Origin of the sequence: Methylobacterium sp. Leaf456 (assembly GCF_001425465.1) — a bacterium.
Lineage (GTDB): Bacteria > Pseudomonadota > Alphaproteobacteria > Rhizobiales > Beijerinckiaceae > Methylobacterium.
Window position 1 is genome coordinate 118,977 of record NZ_LMQV01000003.1, and the last position, 19,115, is coordinate 138,091.

Genomic DNA, 19,115 nt, shown 5'->3' on the forward strand with positions numbered 1-19,115 from the left:
GAAGACGACGCATGTCCTGTCGCAACATCAATAATACCAAGAACTAGTCAGCGCAAGGCCGGTCATAAATCCGATGCGAACTCGAATTTTTAATCCTTTCTTGAGATGTATTATTTGCGAAACCACCTCGCCATGGTAGCCAATACATACTCCGCCTGATTCGATTCGCGGGGCCGGCTCCTCGGAGCCCAACAGAGGGTTGGGAAATGTCGTATTCGAAGCACATGCTCAGGGCCGCGGCCGTCCTGGGAGGCACGCTCCTGTCCGGAATGCTGACGTCGGGCGCAGCCCTTGCGGCGTCCGAAGGTCCCCCGGTCTGCCCGGCGACCTACGATCAGCTCAAGGCGGCGGTGACCCAGGCGGCGGCCGCCGATTCCACGGGGCTCAACAACGATTACTGGGCCGTGCTCGTCGGCCGCTCGGGCCGGGTCTGCGCCGTGGCGTATTCCGGCGCGAACGTCTACTCGCAGTGGCTCCTGAGCCGCCAGATCGCCGCCGCCAAGGCCTTCACGGCCAACGGCCTCAGCCTCGACGCGCCGAAGGGCCCGCTCTCGACCGCGCAGCTCTACGGCTTCGTCCAGCCGAGCCCGAGCGGCGGCAACCCGCTGTTCGGCCTCGACGCCGGCAACGTGATGAACTCCAGCGACATCTACGAGGGCGACATCTCGACCTTCGGCACGGCGCAGGACCCGATGATCGGCAAGCGCCTCGGCGGCACGATCACCTTCGGCGGCGGCCTCTCGGTCTATGTCGGGCGGCGGATGATCGGCGGCCTCGGCGTGTCGGGCGACACGGCCTGCGCCGACCACTCGGTGGCGTGGCGCATCCGCACCATCCTGAACCTCGTGCCCCCGTCCCAGACCGACACCATCACCCTGACCTCGGGCGCCACCCCGACCACCGGCGGCCATCCGCGCTGCCCGAACGATTCGGGCACCCAGGGCCAGACCGCGACGAACTAAGTTCGGCTCAAGCCCTCTCCCCGGTCCGCCGGGGGGAGGGCCTCCTCCTGCCGCGCGACCTGCGCCCGGCCGAGCCAGAGCGCGTTGGCGAGCCACGCCGCCGAGAGCGGCACGGCGACGATTGCCGCCGCATGGCCGCCGTAGCCGAGCGCCGAGAGGCCGGCATAGGACCACGCGCCGACCTGATCGCCGAGCCGGTAGACCACGGTGTCGATGAAGCTCTTGGCCTTGTAGCGGTCCTCCCGCGGGACCACGGTGAACAGCACCTCGCGGATCGGCCGGGCGATGGCGAAGTTGCCGGCCCGGCGCAGCACGTAGATCACGACGACCACGCCCACCGTCGGCGAGAGCGCGAGCGCCGCGAACCCGACGATGCTCGCGAAGGGCAGCAGCGCCAGGGTAACGCCGACGCCGAGCCGCTTCACGATGCGGCCGGTGAAGAACAGCTGCACCCCGAGCGTCAGGGCGTTCACCGCGAGATCGACGGTGGCGAAGAAGGAGGTCTGCGCGCCCTTGTCGGCGAAGCTCCGCTTGGCCACCGCCGCCTGCTCGAAATACAGGAACGTCGCGGTGATCGAGAACAGCATCAGGAACAGCGCGATGTTGAGGAGGTAGGGCGAGGCGACCGTCCGCCGGACGCCGGCCCACACGTCACCGCCAATGGTCTCGCCGGCCCGCGCCTCCTCCGGCACCGCGTGCAGCCGCCCGATGATGCCAGACAAGCCCCGCATGGCGAAGACCGCGGCCTCCAGCAGCACGGCCGCCGCGACCAGCAGCGCCCAGGTCGGCACGTCGCGGGCGAGCGTCGCCGTCACCGCCGAGCCGCAGATCGCGCCGAGCGTGGCGCCGGCGGCGATGAAGCCGAACAGTCTTTTGCCCTGTTCGGTGGTGAACACGTCGACGATCGTGGCCCAGAAGATCGACACCACGAACAGGTTGAAGATCGACAGCCAGACGAAGAAGGCCCGCCCCACCCACAGAGCCGCCTCGCCCTCGGTGAGCGCGATCAGGCCGGCGAAGATCAGGATGTTGAGGATGAAGAAGCGGTAGGTCAGCGGCACGAAGCGGGCACGCGGCAGGCGCTTGACCAGCCACGCGAAGGGCAGGTTGAGCGCCAGCATCCCGAGAAGCGTCGCCAGGAACAGCCAGGGCAGGTTCTCGAGCCCGCCCGCCACGCCCATCTGGTCGCGGATCGGGCGCAGCACGTAGTAGCTCGCCAGCAGCGCGAAGATGTAGGCCCAGGACCAAGCGAGCGCCGGCCCCTCGCCCGGCCGCACATCGACGAGGCGCGCGAGCCGGGCGGACAGGCTCAAGGCGCGACCCCGAGCTTCGCCTTCAGCTCCGGCGCCGACAGCTCATGGCCGAATCCGGGCGAGCCCATCGCGAACTTTCTGGCCGCATCCAGCTCGCCGACCACGACGGGATCGAAGCCCGCATCCGTCACCAGCGTCCGGGCTGTTTCCAGCGCCGTCAGATCGTCGCCCGCGATCGGCACCGCCATGCGCGGCTCGGGGCGCCCGGCATTCTTGAGGAAGAGCTTGTAGTTGGCCGCGTTGAAGGCCCGCACGATCCGCGCGCCGGGCAGGTACTTGGCCGAGACCGCGCCGATCCCGTTCTTCTCCACCTCGTCGTAGATCTCGCCGTCGCGCGCCTTCACGGCGTTGCCGGCATCGATCACCACCTTGCCCTTCAGCGCGGCGGCGTTCTCCTTCCCGAGTTCCGGATAGGCCTTGTAGGGCACAGCGATCAGCACGGCGTTGCCGAAGGCGATCGCTTCCGCCGGCGTCCCGGCCCGCGCCTTGGGGCCGAGCTCCTCGATCAGCGGCTTCAATTCCTCCGGATGGCGCGAAGAGAAGAACACCTCGTAGCCCGCCTTGAGCCACAACCGCCCGAGCGTGCTGCCGATGTTGCCCGCCCCGACGATCCCGATTTTTTTGGGATTTTCCGATTGTGCCAGAGCCGGATAGGCGAGAGTGCTCACCAGGAGCGCGAGCACCGCGCGGCGAACAAAAGAATCAAACCGCATCGATGAAGGCCTCCATCTTGCGCCGCTCGGCGGCGTCCGGCAGGCGCCCGCGGGCGGCCCCCATGTTGTCCTCGACGTATTGCGCCTTGGCCATGCCGGGGATCGGGCAGGTCACGGCCTCGTTGGCCAGCACGTATTTAAGAAAGAACTGCGCCCAGCTCGCGCAGCCGAATTCCTTGGCGAAGTCCGGCACCGGCTTGCCCTTCACGGCGGTGAACAGCCGGTCGCGGCCGAACGGCACGTTGACCATCACGGCCACACCCCGCTCTTGCGCCAGCGGCAGGACCCGCTCGGCGGCCTTGCGGCTGTCGAGCGCGTAATTGACCTGCAGGAAGTCGAGTTTCTCGCGCTTCAGGACCGTTTCCAGTTCCAAAAACTGGTCGTCGCGCCAGACCGTGACGCCCACGTACCGGATGCGGTCTTTCTCCTTGAGCCCGCGCAGGATCGCGAGGTTGCTCTCGGTGTCGATCAGGTTGTGGACCGCGATCAGGTCGATCCTGTCGGTGCGCAGGCGCTTGAACGAGCGCTCGGTCTCGGCTTCAGCCGCCGCACGCCCCGTCGCCGCGACCTTGGTGGCGAGAAAGATCTTGTCGCGTAAGCCTTCGAGGATCAGGCCGAGCACGTCCTCAGCGGTGCCGTAGCTCGGCGCGGTGTCGATGACTTTGCCGCCGAGCGCGACGAAGCGCTCCACCGCCTCGCGCAACGGTGCTGTGGCCTCAGACAACACCGCGACCTCGTAGCGGCGCGAGGTGCCGATCCCCATCGCCGGCAGCCGCTCGCCGGTGGACGGAATCGGCCGGACGATCAGCGGCTCCTCGGCGGCGCGGGCGGCGCCCGGCCCCTTGAGCGTAGCACCGGCGGCGGCGAGCGCCGCCCCATGCAGAAGCGTTCGGCGGGAGATCGACATGGGGCCTCCTTCGCGGGCGTGCCGGACGGAGATAGGGCGGCGAGCCGGGAAGGGGCACTCCGCAGGGCATCACGGGCCGGGGGGCCGATGTCGCGGGTGCCTTCGAGGATTGGAGGCGCGGCGCCTATCCCTCGAACCGCGCGAACGTCACCGCGGTCTCGCCGTAGGCCCGCCGCTCCAACTCACGGAAGGAACCTTCGGGCAGGACCGGGCCGGCGCTCGCCACCTCCTCGACGAGGACGAGGGCGCTCATGGCGAGCCAGCCGCCCCGGGCGGCGGCCGTGAGCGCGGCGGGGGCGAGACCCTTTCCGTAGGGCGGGTCGCAAAAGACCAGGGTCGCGGGCGGGTCGGCACTGGGGCCGAGGCGGGTCGCGTCGCGGCAGATCAGGCGGGCGCGGGCCCCGCCATCGAGCGCCGCGAGATTGTCGCGGATCAGGCCGCCGGCCTCGCGGCCGTCATCGACGAGGAGGGCCGAGGCCGCACCGCGCGACAGGGCCTCGAAGGCGAGCGCCCCGGTGCCCGCGAACAGGTCGAGCACCGCCGCGCCCTCGACCGCATCGTCGTAGGCGTGGGTCAGGACGTTGAACACGGCCTCGCGCAGGCGGTCGGAGGTCGGGCGGATGCCCCCGCGAATACCCTCGCCCCTGGGCCCGGCGAGCCGGCGCCCGCGCCACTGCCCGCCGACGATCCTCACGCCGTCTCAGCCGCGCCGCACATCAGGCGCCGCCGCGCGGCGGACGCCCACCACCCCGCGAGCCACCGGGCTTGCCGCCGGGACGACCGCCGCCGCCCGCGCCGCCGGGACGCGAGCCGCCGGGCCGCGCCCCGCCCCCCTTGAACCCACCGCCCGGACGGCCACCGCCGCCGCCGGCCTTGAATCCGCCACCCTTGAACCCGCCACCCTTGGCGCCGTCGCGCGCCTCGCCCTGGCGCGCGCCGCCCTTGAAGCCGGGCTTGCCGCCGCCGCCCGCGGGACGGCCGGCACCCTTGAAGCCGCCACCGCTGCGCTCGGGCCGACCCTCGGATCGGCTGTCCGGACGCCCCTCGCCGCGCGGGGCGCGGGTCGGGCGCTCGCCGTCGCCCGAGCGCTCGGGCCGGGGCCGGTCGCGCGGGGGACCACGGCGCTCGGGTGAGGCCCCATCGAACGACCGCTCGCGGCGGGGTGCAGCCTCGCTGCGCTCCCGGAACGGACGTCCCTCGCTCGGGCGCTCGCGCGGCGGGCCGCGGCGCTCGGCGCCCCCCTCGTCGTCGCGGCGGCGGGGGCGGGCATCGCCCGCGGGCGCCCGGCGCGGTCCGGCCGAGCGGGCGTCGCCTTGCTCCTGTCCCCGCGCCTGACCGTAGCCCTGGCCACGCTCCGGACGATCCTCGCGCGGCCGCCGCTCCTGCCGCTCGGCGCCCTCTTCGTTGGCGTTGCGGAAGCGGACGCGGCGATGCGGCTCGGGGGCCGGGGCCTCGGGGGTGGCCTGGAGCCGCTCGACCAGGACGCGACGCTCGCCGACCGCCGTGATGGCGCCGACGCGCTCGCGACCGCGCTCGGCCGCCGCCGCGCGGGCGGCCTTAGGGTCGCCGCCGCGGCGCGGCACTTTCGCGGCACGGGGCCGATCCTCGTCGTCCGCCCGCCAGACGGTGGGCGAGGCGGCGCGCTGGGGCTTGGCCGGGGCACCCGCGCCCCGCCCCGAGGCGGCGGGCCGGGCTGGATCGCGCGGCGGACGGGCGCCGGCGCTGCGCGGACGCGGGGCGGGGCGCTCGGAGTCCTGGGCGCGGGCGGCGGCCTGCCCCTGCCCCTTGGCGGCTTTCTTGGGGCTGCCGAACGGGGCGATCGCCTCGCGCACCGGGCTCTCGAAATCGACGCCGGCTTCCTCGGCGAGCGACTTGCCGAGTTGCTCCTTGAGCACCTTGGTACGGATTTCCTCGACAAGCCCGACTTCGAGGTCGCCGAGCTGGAACGGCCCGAACGAGAGCCGGATCAGCCGGTTCACCGACAGACCGAGATGTTCGAGGATGCGCTTGACCTCGCGGTTCTTGCCCTCGCGCAGGCCCAGCGTCAGCCAGACGTTGTCGCCCTGGGCCCGGTCCAGCGTCGCCTCGACGGGGCCGTACTCCATCCCCTCGATGGTCACGCCCTTCTTCAGCTTGTCGAGGTCGGCCTGGTTCACGTCGCCGAAGGCGCGCACGCGGTAGCGGCGCAGCCAGCCGGTGTCGGGATGGGCGATCACCTTGGCGAGCCCGCCGTCGTTGGTGAGCAGCAGCAGGCCTTCGGTGTTGATGTCGAGCCGGCCGATGGCGACGACGCGGGGCAGGTCGTCGGGCAGGCCGTCGAACACCGTGGCGCGCCCCTCCGGATCGCGGGCGGTGGTGACGACGCCGCGGGGCTTGTGCAGGATCCAGAGCCGGGTGCGCTCGCGCGCCGGCAGCGGCTCGCCATCGACGGTGATGCGGTCGGAATCCGTCACGTTCATCGCGGGCGAGGTCAGCACCTGCCCGTTCAGGGTAACGCGGCCGGCCTCGATCAGGGCCTCCGCATCACGGCGCGAGGCGATGCCAGCGCGGGCGATGGCCTTGGCGATGCGCTCGCCTTCCGGCGTGGCGGCGACTTCCGTGGGCTTGGCCTCCGCGGGCTTGGCGGCGGCTTGCGCGGGCGCGACGGCATCTTCCGCGGGCGCGGCCTGGGTGGGGTCGTTGTTGTCGGTCATCTCGGCCCCTTAGCAGAGCGAGGGGCCGGGCAAAAGGAAAAGGCGGCCCGAAGGCCGCCTCTCCTTACCGGGCGCTCAAGCCCGAACGTCCGTCGTGTTCGTCACAGCCGCGGCGAGCGACCGCGCACGGCGCCCATCACCGCCGAGATCAGGAACAGCGCGATGGCGACGAAGAAGACGATCTTGGCCGCTTCCATCGCGGTGCCGGCGATGCCGCCGAAGCCGAGCAGAGCGGCGACCAGAGCGACGACGAGGAAGGTAACTGCCCAACCGATCATGGTGTCCTCCTAGAGGGGTCCGTATCTGGCTTGGAGAATTGCCAAGCTGCCCGGTTCGTTCCGTCGATGGACCATAAAACGTGTTCGGGGCGAAACGGTTCGCCGGGCGGCGGGCCCGAAGGCCCCGCCCGGCGTCGAATTAAATCTTGCTCTTCACCTTATCGGCAGCGTCGCCCGCGGCCTGCTTGGCGTCGCCCTTGAGCTGCTGGCCCTCGCCCTTGACCTCCTGGGCCTTGCCGTCGGCCTGGAGCCGCTCGTTGTCGGTGGCCTTGCCGATGCCCTGCTTGACGTTGCCCGCAGCCTCGTTGGCGAGGCCCTTGATCTTGTCGGCGGTGCTGCTCATGGCGCGTCTCCCGGTCCGGGCCCGTCCCGACGGTGGCGTCGGGCTCGGTCGGACGGGGATTCCAACGAAAGCCGCGGCCGTCATGTTCCGCCGATTAACATTGGGGCTTGCGGGCGAATCACCCGAGGGCCGGTGATGGCACCGGCACCTCCGCCGTCATTGCGAGGCGAAACCGACGCGATCCGGAGCGCGACGCCTCCAGGGGAGGCGCGCGTGGGACCGCTTCATTCAGCGGCTCGCCCTCTTCGGGGAATGCGGAGCGCTGGATCGCTTCGGCTTCGCCGCGCGATGACGGGATGGGGCGGAAGCCGGTGCGCTCGACTTGAAGCCGCGCCAGGCCGGCCCCGGCCCGCTCACGCCGCGATCGTGGCGGCCTGCTCGTCCTGCGCGGCGAGCAGGGCCGCGGCCTCGGCGGCCGGGCGGGGTGGGCTGAATAGGAAGCCCTGGACCTCGCGGGCGCCCTCGGCGCGGACCGCGGCGAGTTGCGGCTCGGTCTCGACGCCCTCGACCAGAGTGGTGATGCCGAGGCTCGCCCCCAGCCCCACGATGGCGCGGATGATCGCGCCCGCATCGGGGCTCGCCGCGCAGTCGCGCACGAAGGAGCGGTCGATCTTGATCTTGTCGAAGGGGAAGCGGCGCAGGTAGCTGATCGAGGAGTAGCCGGTGCCGAAATCGTCCATGGAGATGCGCACGCCCAAGCCCCGCAGGCCGTGCAGGGTCTCCAGGTTAGCCTCAGTGTCGTCGAGCAGCACGCTCTCGGTGATCTCCAGTTCCAGCCGGGCCGCGGCGAGGCCGGTGGCGGCGAGCGCCGCGACCACGGTCTGGGCAAAGCCCCTGTGACGCAGTTGCAGCGGCGAGACGTTGACGGCGACGCTGGTGTCGCCGGGCCAGCCCGCGGCGTCGCGGCAGGCCTGGCGCAGCACCCACTCGCCGAGCGGCACGATCAGGCCGGTCTCCTCGGCCAGCGGAATGAACACCGCCGGGCTGACGAGGCCGCGCTCGGGATGGCGCCAGCGCACCAGCGCCTCCATGCCGGTGATGCGGTCGTCGGAGAGATCGACCAGCGGCTGGTAATGCACCTCGAACCGGCCGACCTGCAGCGCCTCGCGCAGCTCGCGTTCGAGGGCGATGCGCTCGCGCACGGTCTCGTCCATCTTCGGCTCGAACAGGCGGAAGGTGCCGCGGCCCGCGGCCTTGGCCTCGTAGAGGGCCATGTCGGCCTCCTTCAGCAGGCGCTCGATGTCGCCCGTCCCGCCGGCTTCGGGGAGGGCCAGCGCGATGCCGACGCTCATGCCGATCTCGGCGGTGACGCCGTCGAGCCGGTAGGGCGCGCTGACGGCCCCGATCAGGCGCTCGGCCACCGCCGTCGCGTCGTCGGCGTCGGCCACGGCGTAGAGCACGGCGAACTCGTCGCCGCCGAGCCGGGCGACCACGTCGCGCCCGCGCACCTGCGCGCGCAGCCGCGCCGACACCGCCTTGAGCAGGCCGTCGCCGACGGCGTGACCGAAGCTGTCGTTGACCGGCTTGAACCGGTCGAGGTCGAGGCAGAGCACGGCGAGCCCGGCGCCGGCCTCGCGCGCCTGGCCCAGCCGCTCGATGCCGATCTCGCGGAGCGCCGTGCGGTTGGGCAGGTCGGTCAGCCCGTCGTGGCGGGCCATGTGGACGATCCGGGCCTCGTTGCGGCGCCGCTCGGTCACGTCCTCGAAGGTCGAGACCCAGCCGCCGCCCGGCATCGCCCGGTGGGTCACGGCGATCACCCGCCCGTCGGCGAGTTCGCGCATCAGCGCCTTCGGGCCGTCGGCGGTGAGCGAGGTGCGGGTGCCCTCGCTGACGGAATCGACCGTCATCCCGGCGCGATAGCGCCCCAGCGCAACCAGTTGCTCGATGATCGCCTGCTGGCTCATGCCGACCTGCAGGGCGTCGGGCTCCAGCCCGAACATGTCGAGGTAGCGCCGGTTCCACACCTGCAAGCGATGCCGAGCGTCGAACAGGCACAGGCCCTGGCTCATGTTCTCCAGGGCGGCGTCGAAGCGCCGGTTCTGCTCGGTGAGTTCGGCATGAGCCTCCACCAGGGCGTCGCGGGTGCGACGCTGCTCGCTCACGTCGCAGCCGACGCCGCGATAGCCGGCGAAGGCGCCGTCGGCGGAGAAGCACGGGCGACCGCTGATCTCGAACCAGCGTGGGGCGCCGTCGGGATGGCTGTAGATGTAGGTCAGATCGCGGAACGCCCGCCGCGCGGCCAGCGCCGCGCGGTAGAGATGCAGGCCCCCCGCCTCGAACTCCCAGGCGAAGGCCGAGCGATCGACGCCGAGCAGCTCCGCGACCGGGCGGCCCAGAAAGGTCTCGGCCTCCGGCGAGAGCCGGGTGAAGCGGCCCGCTTCATCCGTCTCCCAGATCCAGTCGGAGGCGATATGGGTGAAGTCCTCGATCTGCGTATGGTTCATGGCGGGAGGCCCGTTGTCGTCCCGCGGCCTCACCGCGGTCTCAAGGCGCCGAGTCTTGCCGACAATTGTTAATTTTCGGCGTGCCCGCCGTTTGGGCATTTTGCTTAAGCCTTGACCGGACAATGGAATCCCGACGAGCGGGCCGGCCGGCCCCGGCGGGAGCCATCGCGGGCCGTCGCCGTTGTCCAGAACCTTTTTGGGACTTTGACAAGGAATCCTGCCGATGGCGGAGGGCGACGACCTGTTTCCGGGCTTCGACCCGCTCTGGATCGAGGGCCCGGCCGGGCGCTGGTTCGCCCGCGTCGGCGGTCGCGCGGACGCCCCCCCGCTGCTGCTGCTGCACGGCTTCCCCCAGAGCCATGCGATGTGGCACCGGCTGGCGCCCGGCTTGGCCCAGACGCACCGGGTGATCGCCCTCGATCTCAAGGGCTACGGCTGGTCGGCCGCACCCGATTCGGATCACGGCGAGGCCTACGCCAAACGGCGGGTCGCGGAGGAGATCGTCGCGGCGATGGAGCGGATCGGCCATATCCGCTTTCGGCTGGCCGGGCACGACCGCGGCGCGCGGGTCGCCTACCGGCTGGCGCTCGACACGCCGGGCCGGGTCGAGCGGCTCGCGCTGCTCGACATCGTGCCGACCCATGTCCAGTGGGAGCGGATCGAGGCGCAGCCGGGCATGAACGCGCATTGGCCGTCGCAGGCGCGGCCCGCGCCGGAGCCGGAGCGCGAGATCGCCCGCGACCCGGACGGCTATTTCGAGGGGTTGCTGCGCCGGTGGAGCAACCGGGACGACCTCTCGGCCTTCGACGCCCGAGCCCTGACCCTCTACCGGCAGGCCTGGAACGTGCCCGAGCGCATCCACGCGATGTGCGAGGATTACCGCGCGGGCGGCCCCGACGGGCCCGACCGCGCCGCCGACCGGGCCGACCTCGCGGAGGGGCGCACCCTGCCGATGCCGGTCTTGGTGCTCGCGAGCCGGCACTACCTCGATAAGGACAAGCCGGAGACGGCGCTCGACGCGTGGCGCCGGACCTTCGCGCCGAAGGCCGAGGAAGTCTCGATCGACAGCGGCCACTTCATGGCCGAGGAGGCACCGGAGGCGACGGGGGCGGCGCTGACGAAGTTCTTCGCGGGGTCATAAAAACCCTCACCGTCATCGCGAGGCGGAGCCGAAGCGATCCATGACGCCGCATCAACAGGAGGGGGCGCGTTCTTCGATGAAGCGCCCGCGACCGACTCGCCCCTCCTCGCACCGTCGCGCGCTGTTATTGTGGACGGCCCCTGACGGCATCGGTGTGCCATGATGAGGTTGTCGAAGACTTCATCGAGCGGGATCGTCCATGGAGCGGTGTATCCGCATCGGGGTGGACATTTCGAAGCAGTCGTTTCGGCTGCGCGCGGTGAACGCGGCCGAGCAGCCGGTGCTGTGGCGCCGGTTGCGGCGTGGCTGGGGATGATCACCCGGGGGGCGACCCCATGCTGCGCGGACTGCTCGTGGTGGGGCGGTCGCCGTCGTCTGGCGGGTGCAGGGTTCGAAGGCGAAGACCGGGCCGAAGACCGCGCAGAAGACCGGTGATGCGAGCGTGGGCGGGGACGAGCTGCGGCTGCAGGCCTGGATGCGGGCGCTGCTGACGCGCAAGCCGCCCAAGCTGGTGGCGCCGGCCAACAAGTTCGACCGCATCGCCTGGAGGCTGATGCAGAGCGGCTTCCCCTCTACCCGCGTGCTGGGAGAGGGGAAGCCGCGGCGCCGACGTGATCCATCCGAACGGGACTTTCGGCCGGTTGCGCTTGCGCCCGGTCTCGGCTCACATCCGGCCGGAAACGCCCGCCCAAGAAAGACGCGCCATGACCGATCTCAAAACGCTCCGCAGCCTGTCCGGCCTGCCGCCGGAGCCCGCCGCGCTCAAAGGTTCGGCCCTGCTGATGATCGATCTGCAGAACACCTATCGCGAAGGCGTCATGCAGCTCGAAGGTGTCGAGCCGGCGATCCGCGAGGCGGCGACGCTCTTGGAGCGGGCCCGCGCCGCCGGCATTCCGGTGATCCACGTCCGCCACGATGCCGGGCCGGGCTCGCCCTACGACGTCACCGCGCCGATTGGCCGGATCAGCGACGAGGTCGCCCCGCGGGACGGCGAGGCCGTCGTCACCAAGGCCTATCCGAGCGCCTTCGTCGGCACCGATCTCGAAGCGCAGTTGAAGGCGGCCGGCGTCGAGGACGTGATCGTGGCGGGCTTCATGACCCATATGTGCGTGAACTCGACCGCGCGCAGCGCCTTCAGCCTCGGCTTCCGCCCCACCGTCGTGGCGTCGGCCACCGCCACCCGCGCCTTGCCGGGGCCGGATGGGAGCACCGTCCCGGCCGCAGCGCTGCAGGCGGCGAGCCTTGCGGCGCTCGCCGACCTGTTTGCGGTCGTGGCTCCGGACGCGAACGCGATCCGGTAGGTTTTCCAGGGCTCTGCCCTGGACCCGCGAAAGGACTTGTCCTTTCGAAACCCTGACTAGGTGCGGCGCTGGGCTGGGCTGTCCCAGCCGTCGAGCACCTTGTCGAGGGTCAGCGGGTATTCGCGGATGCGCACGCCGGTGGCGTTGTAGACTGCGTTCGCCAGCGCCGCGCCCGCGCCGCAGATGCTGACCTCGCCGAGCCCCTTGCTCTTCAAGGGGTTCGCCTTGTCGTCGAGCTCGGGCAGGAACACCGCGTCGATCGCCGGCACGTCGGCATGCGCCGGCACGTGGTACTCGGCCAGATCGTGGTTCACGAAATGGCCGTACCGGGTGTCCACCTCGGCGGCTTCCATCAAGGCCGCGCCGATGCCGAAGATCATGCCGCCGAGGGCCTGCGAACGCGCGGTCTTCTGGTTGAGGATGCGCCCGCCGGTGAACACCCCGAGCATCCGCCGCAGCCGGATTTCGCCGGTGTCGGCATCGACCCCGACCTCGGCGAAATGCGCGCCGAAGGAATGCTGCGAGAATTTTTCCTTCATCGCGCCGGGCTTGATCTCGCCCTTGGCCTCGACGCCCTGCGCACCGGCCAAGTCCGTCAGCGCCTGCGAGCGGTCGCCCGAGACGACGCGCCCGTCGGCGAACGTCGCGCCCTCCGGATTCATGCCTGCTTGCGTCAGCAGCGCCTGACGGAGGTTGTCGCAGGCCACGTAGAGCGCCGAACCCGCCGAGCCGGCGCCGAACGAGCCGCCGGAGCCCGCGGCCTTCGGATAGGCCGTGTCGCCGATCTCGACGCGGATGCGCTCCACCGGGAGGCCCATCATCTCGCCCGCGATCTGCGCCAGGATCGTGTAGGTGCCGGTGCCGATATCGGTCATCGCCATCCGCACCGTCAGCGTGCCGTCGGGGTTGAGCCGCACGCTCGCCTGCGACGGCATCAGAGGGTTGAGACGCGCGGCCGCCGCCATGCCCATGCCGACGAGCCATTGCCCGTCCCGGCTCGCGCCGACGGCGCCGCGCTTGTCCCAGCCGAAGCGCTGGGCGCCTTCGCGCATGCAGGCGACGAGTTGGCGGGTCGAGAACGGGACCTTCTTCTCCGGGTCCTGCTCCGGCTCGTTGCGGATGCGCAGCTCGACGGGATCGAGCTTCAACTGCTCGGCCAGCTCGTCCATGGCGCACTCGAAGGCGAGTTGCCCCACGGCCTCGCCGGGCGCCCGCATCGCCGAGGCGACGGGCTTGTTGAGGTTGGCCAGCCGATGCCGGGTGACCCGGTTCTCCGCCGCGTAGAGCGCGCGGGTGACGTTGGCGGAGGTCTCGTAGAACCCGTCGCCGGGCGTGGCCGCCGACCACGATTCGTGGGCGATGGCCGTCAGCCGCCCGCTCGGATCGGCGCCCAGCCGGATGCGCTGGATCGTGTCCGAGCGGTGCGTCGCGACGTGGAATTCCTGCTGGCGCGTCAGCGCCACCTTCACCGGGCGCTTGAGGCTCTTGGAGGCGAGCGCGGCGAGCGTCGCCTCGGGCTGCGGCTGCAGCTTCGAACCGAAGCCGCCGCCGATGTAATGCGAGATCAGCCGCACGTTCTCAGGCTTGAGCTTCAACACCTGCGCGAGCGAGACTTGGCCGCGGTTGAGCATCTGGTTGGCGGTGTAGAGCGTCACCCGCTCGCCGTCCGGCCCGGTCTCCCAGTTCGCGAGGGTGGCGTGCGGCTCCATCTGCGCGTGGATCTGCACGGGCGTCGTGTATTCCACGTCGAGCTTCACTGGCGCGGCGGCAAAAGCCCCGTCGAAATCGCCGAGTTTCGAGTCCGGCGGCGTCTGCATCGCCTTCGGCTCGAACGCCGTCGGCTTGGCCTCCCGCAGCGACGCTTGGGGCTTTTCGACCGCGTAATCCGCCTTCACCAGGGCGGCGGCCGCGCGGGCCTGCTCGAAGGTCTCGGCCACCACGAAGGCGATCGGCTGGCCGTTGAAGCGGATGTCGGTGCCCTGCAATTGCGGGAACACCTGCTCCTTCTTCTCCCCCTGCTCCGGCACGGTCTCGTGGGTCATCACGAGGATCACACCCGGCGCGCGCTTGGCCGCGTCGATGTCGAGCCGCCGGATCGTGCCCTTGGCGATCGTCGCCTCGACGACGAAGCCGTAGGCCGGATTCTTGAGATCGCGCACTTCGTAGGCATAGGGCGCGCGGCCGGTCACCTTGAGGCGGCCGTCGATGCGGTCGATCGGGCGACCGACGAGGCCGTCGGCCCGGTCCAGCGGCGTCGTGCCGATCGGCTGGTTCATGTCCATGGTTCAGCCCCTTAGACGCGAAGAGCTTCGGCGACGGTCGCGCGCAGCGTCCGGCGGGTGAGCGGGATCTTGAAGTCGTTGGAGCCGTAGCCGCGGGCGCCCTCCAGCACTTGGCTAGACGCGGCATCCGCCGAGCCGGTCTCGACCAGCGCGGCCTCCGCCGCCTCGACTCGCCAGGGCTTGTGGGCGAGCCCGCCGAAGGCGAGTTTGGCGGACTTCACCCTACCACCTTCCCCTTTGGCGATGATCGCCGCGACCGACACCGTGGCGAAGGCGTAGGACACGCGGTCGCGGACCTTGCGGTAGAGGTGGACGCCCTCGACGGGCTTCGGCAGCGTCACCGCGGTGATGAGTTCGCCGAGCTTCAAGCTCGTCTCGATCTGCGGCGTGTCGCCGGGCAGGCGGTGAAACTCGGCCATCGGGATTTTTCGCGAGCCGCCTTGCGCATCCATCGTCTCGACGGTGGCGTCGAGCACCCGCATGGCGACGTTCATGTCGGACGGGTTCGTCGCGATGCAGGCCTCGCTCGTGCCCAGCACCGCCATGATGCGGTTGAACCCGCCGATGGCGGCGCAGCCCGAGCCGGGCTCGCGCTTGTTGCAGGGTTTTGACGTATCGTAGAAGTAGTAGCAGCGGGTGCGCTGCAACAGGTTGCCGGCGGTGGTGGCCTTGTTGCGCAACTGGCCCGAGGCGCCCGCGAGCAGGGCCTTGCCGAGCACCGCGTAGTCCTGGCGCACCCGCGGATGCGCCGCGAGGTCGGAATTGCGCACCAGTGCGCCGATCCGCAGGCCGCCGTCGGGCGTGTCGGCGACATCGGTGAGCGGCAGGCGGTTCACGTCGATCAGGGTGGCCGGCGTCTCGATCTGGAGCTTCATCAGGTCGAGCAGGTTGGTGCCCCCGGCGATGAAGCGGGCATTGGGGCGCTCGGATGCGAGGCGCGCCGCTTCCTGGACGGTGGCGGGGCGCTCGTAGGCGAAGGCTTTCATGTGCGTCGCCCTCAGATCTTGGTCGAGGCGTCGCGGATCGCCGCAACGATGTTGGGATAGGCCGAGCAGCGGCAGATATTACCGCTCATCCGCTCGCGGATTTCCGCGTCGGTGAGGGAGGCCTTCTGCGTCAGGTCGTCGGTGACGTGGCTCGGCCAGCCGGCCTCGATCTCCGAGAGCATGCCGGCGGCGGAGCAGATCTGGCCCGGCGTGCAGTAGCCGCACTGGAAGCCGTCGTGGTGCAGGAAGGCGGCTTGCAGCGGGTGCAGGGTCTCGCCTTGGGCCAGCCCCTCGATCGTTGTCACCTCGTCGCCCTCGTGCATGGCGGCGAGCGAGAGGCAGGCATTGATCCGCCGCCCGTTCACCAGCACGGTGCAGGCGCCGCACTGGCCGTGGTCGCAGCCCTTCTTCGAGCCGGTGAGGTCGAGGTGTTCGCGCAGCGCGTCGAGCAGGGTCGTGCGGGTGTCGAGCGTCAGGTCGTGGCGCTGGCCGTTGATCGTCAGCGAGACCGGCATGGTCTGCGGCTGCGGATCGCCCATTGCGGGGGCGGCGACCGCCTTGCCGCGCAGCGTCGCCCCGAGGGTCGCGAGCACGGCGCAGCCCTCCATGATCCCGCGGCGGGTCGGATCGAAGCGCGTGTCTCGCGTCGAGCGTTCTGTCATGCCTGCCGTCCCGCTCATCCGCTGGGCGGCACAGGCCCAGTCTGGAATGGATCGAAATCTGCAGGCGGAACGCGGCAAGCCGCCGGGTCGATCCGGCGACCCCCCGCGCCCCTATGGCGCAGTCGTCACCCGAGCCCGGTCAGGCGTTCGAGGAAGCGGCCCTTGGCGGCGTGCCGCTGGCGGATGTCGGCGAGGCGTGCGGCGAACTCGGTCGCGGTGCCGCGTTCGTCCGCGATCGCCTTGAGGTCGCCCAGCAGTTCCGCGGCGCGGTCGTAGCTCTTGGGTTTGCGCTGCTCGATCTCCTCCTCGACCGCGTGCCATGCCTTCTCGCCTTGCCGCGCCACGGCGGTGAGCCGGGCGCGGCGTGCCGTCTCGGCCTCCTCCGCCTTGCGCCGCCGCTCCGCCTCGCGCCGCTCGGCCGCTTCGTGCGCGCGGGCTTCGCGCAGTGCCGCAGCCCGCGCCCTCAGGGCGCCGACCGTCCGCAACGCGTCCGTGGACCGGTCCCGGCCTTCCGTCCGTCCGAGGCGGCGCAGCTCGGCTCCGATATGCGGGTCGCAGTCGAGAACCCGCAGCAGCAGGGCGGTCTTTTCCGCCGCGGGGAGGTGCTCCACCGCCGCCCGCGCCGCCTCGGACGAAGAACCCGGCCGCGCCGGCTTGGCCTCGGCCGCGGCGTCGACGAGGTCGGGATCGAGGCCGAAGAACTCGGCGAAGGCGGCGAGCGGGCCGGTCAGCGGACCGAGGCCGGGCAGCGGCTCGGGCTCGTCGTCGGGAAGCGTCCCGGCCTGCACGCCCAGCAGCCAGACGAGATAGAGCGCCCGCAGATCGCCCGCGAGGATGTCGGCCCGCAGGGGGCTGAGCTCCTCGATGCGGCCGGAGCCGTCGTCGAGCCATTCGTCGTCCGGCTCCTCGGGATCCACCGTGATGTCGAGGACGAGGTTGTCGCCCGAATCCCTGAGCCTCGCCTCCTCCACGTCGGCGACGATGCCCGCGATCGTCGTCCGCTCGACCAGCCGCGTCGGGAGCCGCAGCATCAGCCGCCGCGTCCCCCAGTTGGTGAGGTAGACGTGCACGTCGAACCAGCGATCCATGAAGTTGCCGGGATCGCCTTTGAGGTCGCCCCACTCGTAGTGATTCGTGAAACTGGTCGCGGTGATCTCGGCGCGGCTCGAAATCGCCCGGAGCGCCTTCCGGTCGGCCCCCGAGAGGGGGCGGTCGATCGCCAGGAAGGCGTAGAGTTGGAACTCGCTCATCCGGTATCCCCATCAACAATGGGGATACGGTGTCCCCATCGACAGTGGGGATACGGTATCCCCGTCAGCCATGGGGGTGCAGGACGCCATCGGTCTCGATGATGTGCAAGGCCTGCTCTAAGCTCAGGCTCTCGTAGACCGGCCACCATTGGCCCGTATGTCGCATCCAGTCGATGTCGAACCGGTCGTGGCCCGTCCGGACGAGGCGGGCGAAGGGCGCGTCGAACTCTTCCCCCGCATTCTCGCCCGACCCGACGCGGTAGCGCTGCATGAAGCGGTAGCGGCCCCCGGCCCAGGCGCCGCGGATGTCGATGACGTAATTCCATTCGCTCGGTCGGATCTCGGGCAGGAAGCGGGGCTTGAACACGTCGCGGACGAACGCGTCACAGGCCGCGACGATCTTCTGCTTCTCCCCCTCGTCGGGCAGGGCCGGCTTCGCCTTGGCCATCCTGCCCGGTATCCAGGTTCTCTCCGCCGCATCGTCCCGGCTCCGCGTGTTGGGCGGTCCCAGGATCGGGCGGGCGGCCCGCTTCGGCAACCCGCCCGCCGCGTCGACTCAGCTCCAGGCGTGGAAGGGCGGGTTCACGCCGTTGAGGGCGTGGTTGCCGACGATCGCCACCTTCCAGCGCACCGGATCGTGCAGCGTGTGGGTGCGGGCGTTGCGCCAATGTCGGTCGAGGTTGTGCTCGGCCAGCGTCGAGCGGGTGCCCGACAACTCGAACAGGGTGTTCGAGGCCGTGAGCGCGACTTCGGTGGTGAGCACCTTGGCCTCTGCGGTCGCGATCTGCGCCGCCGCGACGCTCTCCGCGGTCGGGTTCGCCACCGCCGCGTCGATGGCGAGGCCGGCACGGTCCAGCAGCGCCTCGGCGGCGTGCTGGCGGATCGTCAGGTCGCCCACGGCGCGGATGGTATAGGGGTCGTCGGAGGCGCGCTCCTGGCCGCTGTCGATCCAGGGGCGGGCCTTCTCGCGCACGAAGGCAATCGTCTCGTCGAGCGCCTCCCGGCCGATGCCGGCATCGACCGCCGCCTGGATGATCTGGAAGATCGCGCCGTCCGCGCTCGGATGCTCGTAGCCGCGCCAGGCCGGAACCAGGCGGTGCTTCTCCACGCGCACGTCGTCGATGATCACCGTGCCGCTCGCGGTGCCGCGCTGGCCGAAGCTCGACCAGTCGTCGATCACGGTGAGCCCCGGCGCGTCACGATCCGCGATGGCGTACCACGCGCGGCCCTCTTCATCGAGGGCGACGATCGGCACGAGATGGGCGAGTAGCGCCCCCGACGCATAGAATTTTTTCCCCCGCACGATGACATGGTCGCCGTGATCGGTGAAGCGGGTCTCGAACTCGGCGGCGCGCTTCGTGCCCTTCTCGGAGAAGGCGTTGCCGAAGCGGGTGCCGGCCAGCACCTCGGCGAACAGCTCGGCTTGCTGCGCCTCATCGGACACCGTGCGGATCGCCGCGACGATGCCGAGATGGTTCTGGGCGATCTGGGCGATGGACGGATCGGCCGCGGCGAGGATGGCGATGACCTGCGCCAACGTCCGGTAAGAGACTTCCGGCCCGCCATGGGCCTTGGGCACGTTGATCGACCACAGGCCGCTTTGCGAGAAGGCGTCGAGCTCGGCGAGCGGGCGGGCGTTGGTGCGGTCGCGCTCGGACGCGCCCTCGCGGAATTGTTTGGCGAGTTCGTGCGCGACCCGGATCGCCTCGGCGTCGTCGCGGATGACGTGGGCGGGGGCTTGCGGGCGGGCGGGGCCGGGCACGCCCTGCGGCCGGCTGCCGGCTTCGGCGGTGGTGGGGCTGACGGCGATGGTCATGAGGGGTCTCCGGCGTTGGGCAGA

At 70.8% G+C, this 19,115-nt stretch carries 17 protein-coding genes and 1 pseudogene; 4 read left to right on the forward strand and 14 right to left on the reverse strand.

The genetic code is table 11. The features are described from left to right. Nucleotides 1-224 precede the first annotated feature (224 nt). Nucleotides 225-962, forward strand: coding sequence for a heme-binding protein (locus ASG52_RS04835; protein ID WP_082552358.1), 738 nt, complete (start codon nt 225-227; stop codon nt 960-962). Here ASG52_RS04835 and ASG52_RS04840 read toward each other — a convergent pair. The 8 genes from ASG52_RS04840 to ASG52_RS04870 form a co-directional block, all read right to left on the reverse strand. Continuing rightward, complete coding sequence (locus ASG52_RS04840) at nt 959-2,275, reverse strand: NTP/NDP exchange transporter (RefSeq protein ID WP_056239831.1); 1,317 nt, start codon at nt 2,273-2,275, stop codon at nt 959-961. The genes ASG52_RS04835 and ASG52_RS04840 overlap by 4 nt on opposite strands. After that, nucleotides 2,272-2,988 carry an NADPH-dependent F420 reductase gene (locus ASG52_RS04845; RefSeq protein ID WP_056239833.1) on the reverse strand — a complete coding sequence of 239 codons (717 nt, stop codon included), beginning with the start codon at nt 2,986-2,988 and terminating at the stop codon, nt 2,272-2,274. Before ASG52_RS04845 ends, ASG52_RS04840 begins: the two co-directional genes overlap by 4 nt. Further along, complete coding sequence (locus tag ASG52_RS04850) at nt 2,978-3,895, reverse strand: aldo/keto reductase (RefSeq protein WP_056239836.1); 918 nt, start codon at nt 3,893-3,895, stop codon at nt 2,978-2,980. The genes ASG52_RS04845 and ASG52_RS04850 overlap by 11 nt, the downstream gene beginning before the upstream one ends. A gap of 124 nt (nt 3,896-4,019) precedes the next feature. After that, on the reverse strand, nt 4,020-4,589 hold the full coding sequence (rsmD, locus tag ASG52_RS04855; protein WP_056239838.1) for a 16S rRNA (guanine(966)-N(2))-methyltransferase RsmD: 570 nt from the start codon (nt 4,587-4,589) through the stop codon (nt 4,020-4,022). Nucleotides 4,590-4,611: 22 nt separating this feature from the next. Continuing rightward, entirely contained in the window at nt 4,612-6,588 is a 1,977-nt protein-coding gene (locus ASG52_RS04860) for a pseudouridine synthase (RefSeq protein ID WP_056239841.1), read from the reverse strand. A 101-nt stretch (nt 6,589-6,689) separates the two neighbouring features. Then, nucleotides 6,690-6,866, reverse strand: a complete 177-nt coding sequence (locus ASG52_RS25940) for a DUF1328 domain-containing protein (protein WP_082552349.1) — start codon at nt 6,864-6,866, stop codon at nt 6,690-6,692. A gap of 139 nt (nt 6,867-7,005) precedes the next feature. Then, nucleotides 7,006-7,209 carry a CsbD family protein gene (locus tag ASG52_RS04865; RefSeq protein WP_056239845.1) on the reverse strand — a complete coding sequence of 68 codons (204 nt, stop codon included), beginning with the start codon at nt 7,207-7,209 and terminating at the stop codon, nt 7,006-7,008. A 353-nt stretch (nt 7,210-7,562) separates the two neighbouring features. Further along, entirely contained in the window at nt 7,563-9,653 is a 2,091-nt protein-coding gene (locus tag ASG52_RS04870) for a putative bifunctional diguanylate cyclase/phosphodiesterase (protein WP_056239848.1), read from the reverse strand. A gap of 223 nt (nt 9,654-9,876) precedes the next feature. Here ASG52_RS04870 and ASG52_RS04875 point away from each other — a divergent pair, with 223 nt between their 5' ends. The 3 genes and pseudogenes from ASG52_RS04875 to ASG52_RS04880 all read left to right on the forward strand — a co-directional run bounded on the left by ASG52_RS04875 (nt 9,877) and on the right by ASG52_RS04880 (nt 12,095). Next, nucleotides 9,877-10,794 carry an alpha/beta fold hydrolase gene (locus ASG52_RS04875; RefSeq protein WP_056239851.1) on the forward strand — a complete coding sequence of 306 codons (918 nt, stop codon included), beginning with the start codon at nt 9,877-9,879 and terminating at the stop codon, nt 10,792-10,794. A gap of 199 nt (nt 10,795-10,993) precedes the next feature. Continuing rightward, a pseudogene (locus ASG52_RS28195) lies at nt 10,994-11,098 on the forward strand (IS110 family transposase); the annotation flags it as partial. A 400-nt stretch (nt 11,099-11,498) separates the two neighbouring features. Further along, on the forward strand, nt 11,499-12,095 hold the full coding sequence (locus ASG52_RS04880; RefSeq protein ID WP_056239853.1) for a cysteine hydrolase family protein: 597 nt from the start codon (nt 11,499-11,501) through the stop codon (nt 12,093-12,095). A 56-nt stretch (nt 12,096-12,151) separates the two neighbouring features. On the opposite strand, the gene ASG52_RS04885 is transcribed toward ASG52_RS04880, so the two are convergent. The 6 genes from ASG52_RS04885 to ASG52_RS04910 all read right to left on the reverse strand — a co-directional run bounded on the left by ASG52_RS04885 (nt 12,152) and on the right by ASG52_RS04910 (nt 19,091). After that, nucleotides 12,152-14,377, reverse strand: coding sequence for a xanthine dehydrogenase family protein molybdopterin-binding subunit (locus ASG52_RS04885; protein ID WP_056239856.1), 2,226 nt, complete (start codon nt 14,375-14,377; stop codon nt 12,152-12,154). A gap of 11 nt (nt 14,378-14,388) precedes the next feature. Continuing rightward, nucleotides 14,389-15,363, reverse strand: a complete 975-nt coding sequence (locus ASG52_RS04890; RefSeq protein WP_056239859.1) for an FAD binding domain-containing protein — start codon at nt 15,361-15,363, stop codon at nt 14,389-14,391. A gap of 11 nt (nt 15,364-15,374) precedes the next feature. Continuing rightward, on the reverse strand, nt 15,375-16,025 hold the full coding sequence (gene paoA / locus ASG52_RS04895) for an aldehyde dehydrogenase iron-sulfur subunit PaoA (RefSeq protein WP_056239862.1): 651 nt from the start codon (nt 16,023-16,025) through the stop codon (nt 15,375-15,377). Between the two features lie 125 nt (nt 16,026-16,150). Next, the gene (locus ASG52_RS04900) at nt 16,151-17,275 is read right to left on the reverse strand and encodes a hypothetical protein (protein WP_056239866.1); all 1,125 of its coding nucleotides are present in this window, start codon (nt 17,273-17,275) and stop codon (nt 16,151-16,153) included. 64 nt (nt 17,276-17,339) lie between these two features. Next, nucleotides 17,340-17,723 carry a DUF3024 domain-containing protein gene (locus ASG52_RS04905; protein ID WP_056239867.1) on the reverse strand — a complete coding sequence of 128 codons (384 nt, stop codon included), beginning with the start codon at nt 17,721-17,723 and terminating at the stop codon, nt 17,340-17,342. A gap of 108 nt (nt 17,724-17,831) precedes the next feature. After that, nucleotides 17,832-19,091, reverse strand: a complete 1,260-nt coding sequence (locus ASG52_RS04910) for an SfnB family sulfur acquisition oxidoreductase (RefSeq protein WP_056239870.1) — start codon at nt 19,089-19,091, stop codon at nt 17,832-17,834. Nucleotides 19,092-19,115: the final 24 nt, after the last annotated feature.

Excerpts from the sequence above, each read along its gene's own strand:
- ASG52_RS04835 (WP_082552358.1), top strand. The coding sequence starts at position 225 with ATGCTCAGGGCCGCGGCCGTCCTGGGAGGCACGCTCCTGTCCGGAATG.
- ASG52_RS04845 (WP_056239833.1), bottom strand. The coding sequence starts at position 2,988 with ATGCGGTTTGATTCTTTTGTTCGCCGCGCGGTGCTCGCGCTCCTGGTG.
- ASG52_RS04850 (WP_056239836.1), bottom strand. The coding sequence starts at position 3,895 with ATGTCGATCTCCCGCCGAACGCTTCTGCATGGGGCGGCGCTCGCCGCC.
- ASG52_RS04860 (WP_056239841.1), bottom strand. The coding sequence starts at position 6,588 with ATGACCGACAACAACGACCCCACCCAGGCCGCGCCCGCGGAAGATGCC.
- ASG52_RS25940 (WP_082552349.1), bottom strand. The coding sequence starts at position 6,866 with ATGATCGGTTGGGCAGTTACCTTCCTCGTCGTCGCTCTGGTCGCCGCT.
- ASG52_RS04865 (WP_056239845.1), bottom strand. The coding sequence starts at position 7,209 with ATGAGCAGCACCGCCGACAAGATCAAGGGCCTCGCCAACGAGGCTGCG.
- ASG52_RS04870 (WP_056239848.1), bottom strand. The coding sequence starts at position 9,653 with ATGAACCATACGCAGATCGAGGACTTCACCCATATCGCCTCCGACTGG.
- ASG52_RS04875 (WP_056239851.1), top strand. The coding sequence starts at position 9,877 with ATGGCGGAGGGCGACGACCTGTTTCCGGGCTTCGACCCGCTCTGGATC.
- ASG52_RS04880 (WP_056239853.1), top strand. The coding sequence starts at position 11,499 with ATGACCGATCTCAAAACGCTCCGCAGCCTGTCCGGCCTGCCGCCGGAG.
- ASG52_RS04885 (WP_056239856.1), bottom strand. The coding sequence starts at position 14,377 with ATGGACATGAACCAGCCGATCGGCACGACGCCGCTGGACCGGGCCGAC.
- ASG52_RS04890 (WP_056239859.1), bottom strand. The coding sequence starts at position 15,363 with ATGAAAGCCTTCGCCTACGAGCGCCCCGCCACCGTCCAGGAAGCGGCG.
- paoA (WP_056239862.1), bottom strand. The coding sequence starts at position 16,025 with ATGACAGAACGCTCGACGCGAGACACGCGCTTCGATCCGACCCGCCGC.
- ASG52_RS04900 (WP_056239866.1), bottom strand. The coding sequence starts at position 17,275 with ATGAGCGAGTTCCAACTCTACGCCTTCCTGGCGATCGACCGCCCCCTC.
- ASG52_RS04905 (WP_056239867.1), bottom strand. The coding sequence starts at position 17,723 with ATGGCCAAGGCGAAGCCGGCCCTGCCCGACGAGGGGGAGAAGCAGAAG.
- ASG52_RS04910 (WP_056239870.1), bottom strand. The coding sequence starts at position 19,091 with ATGACCATCGCCGTCAGCCCCACCACCGCCGAAGCCGGCAGCCGGCCG.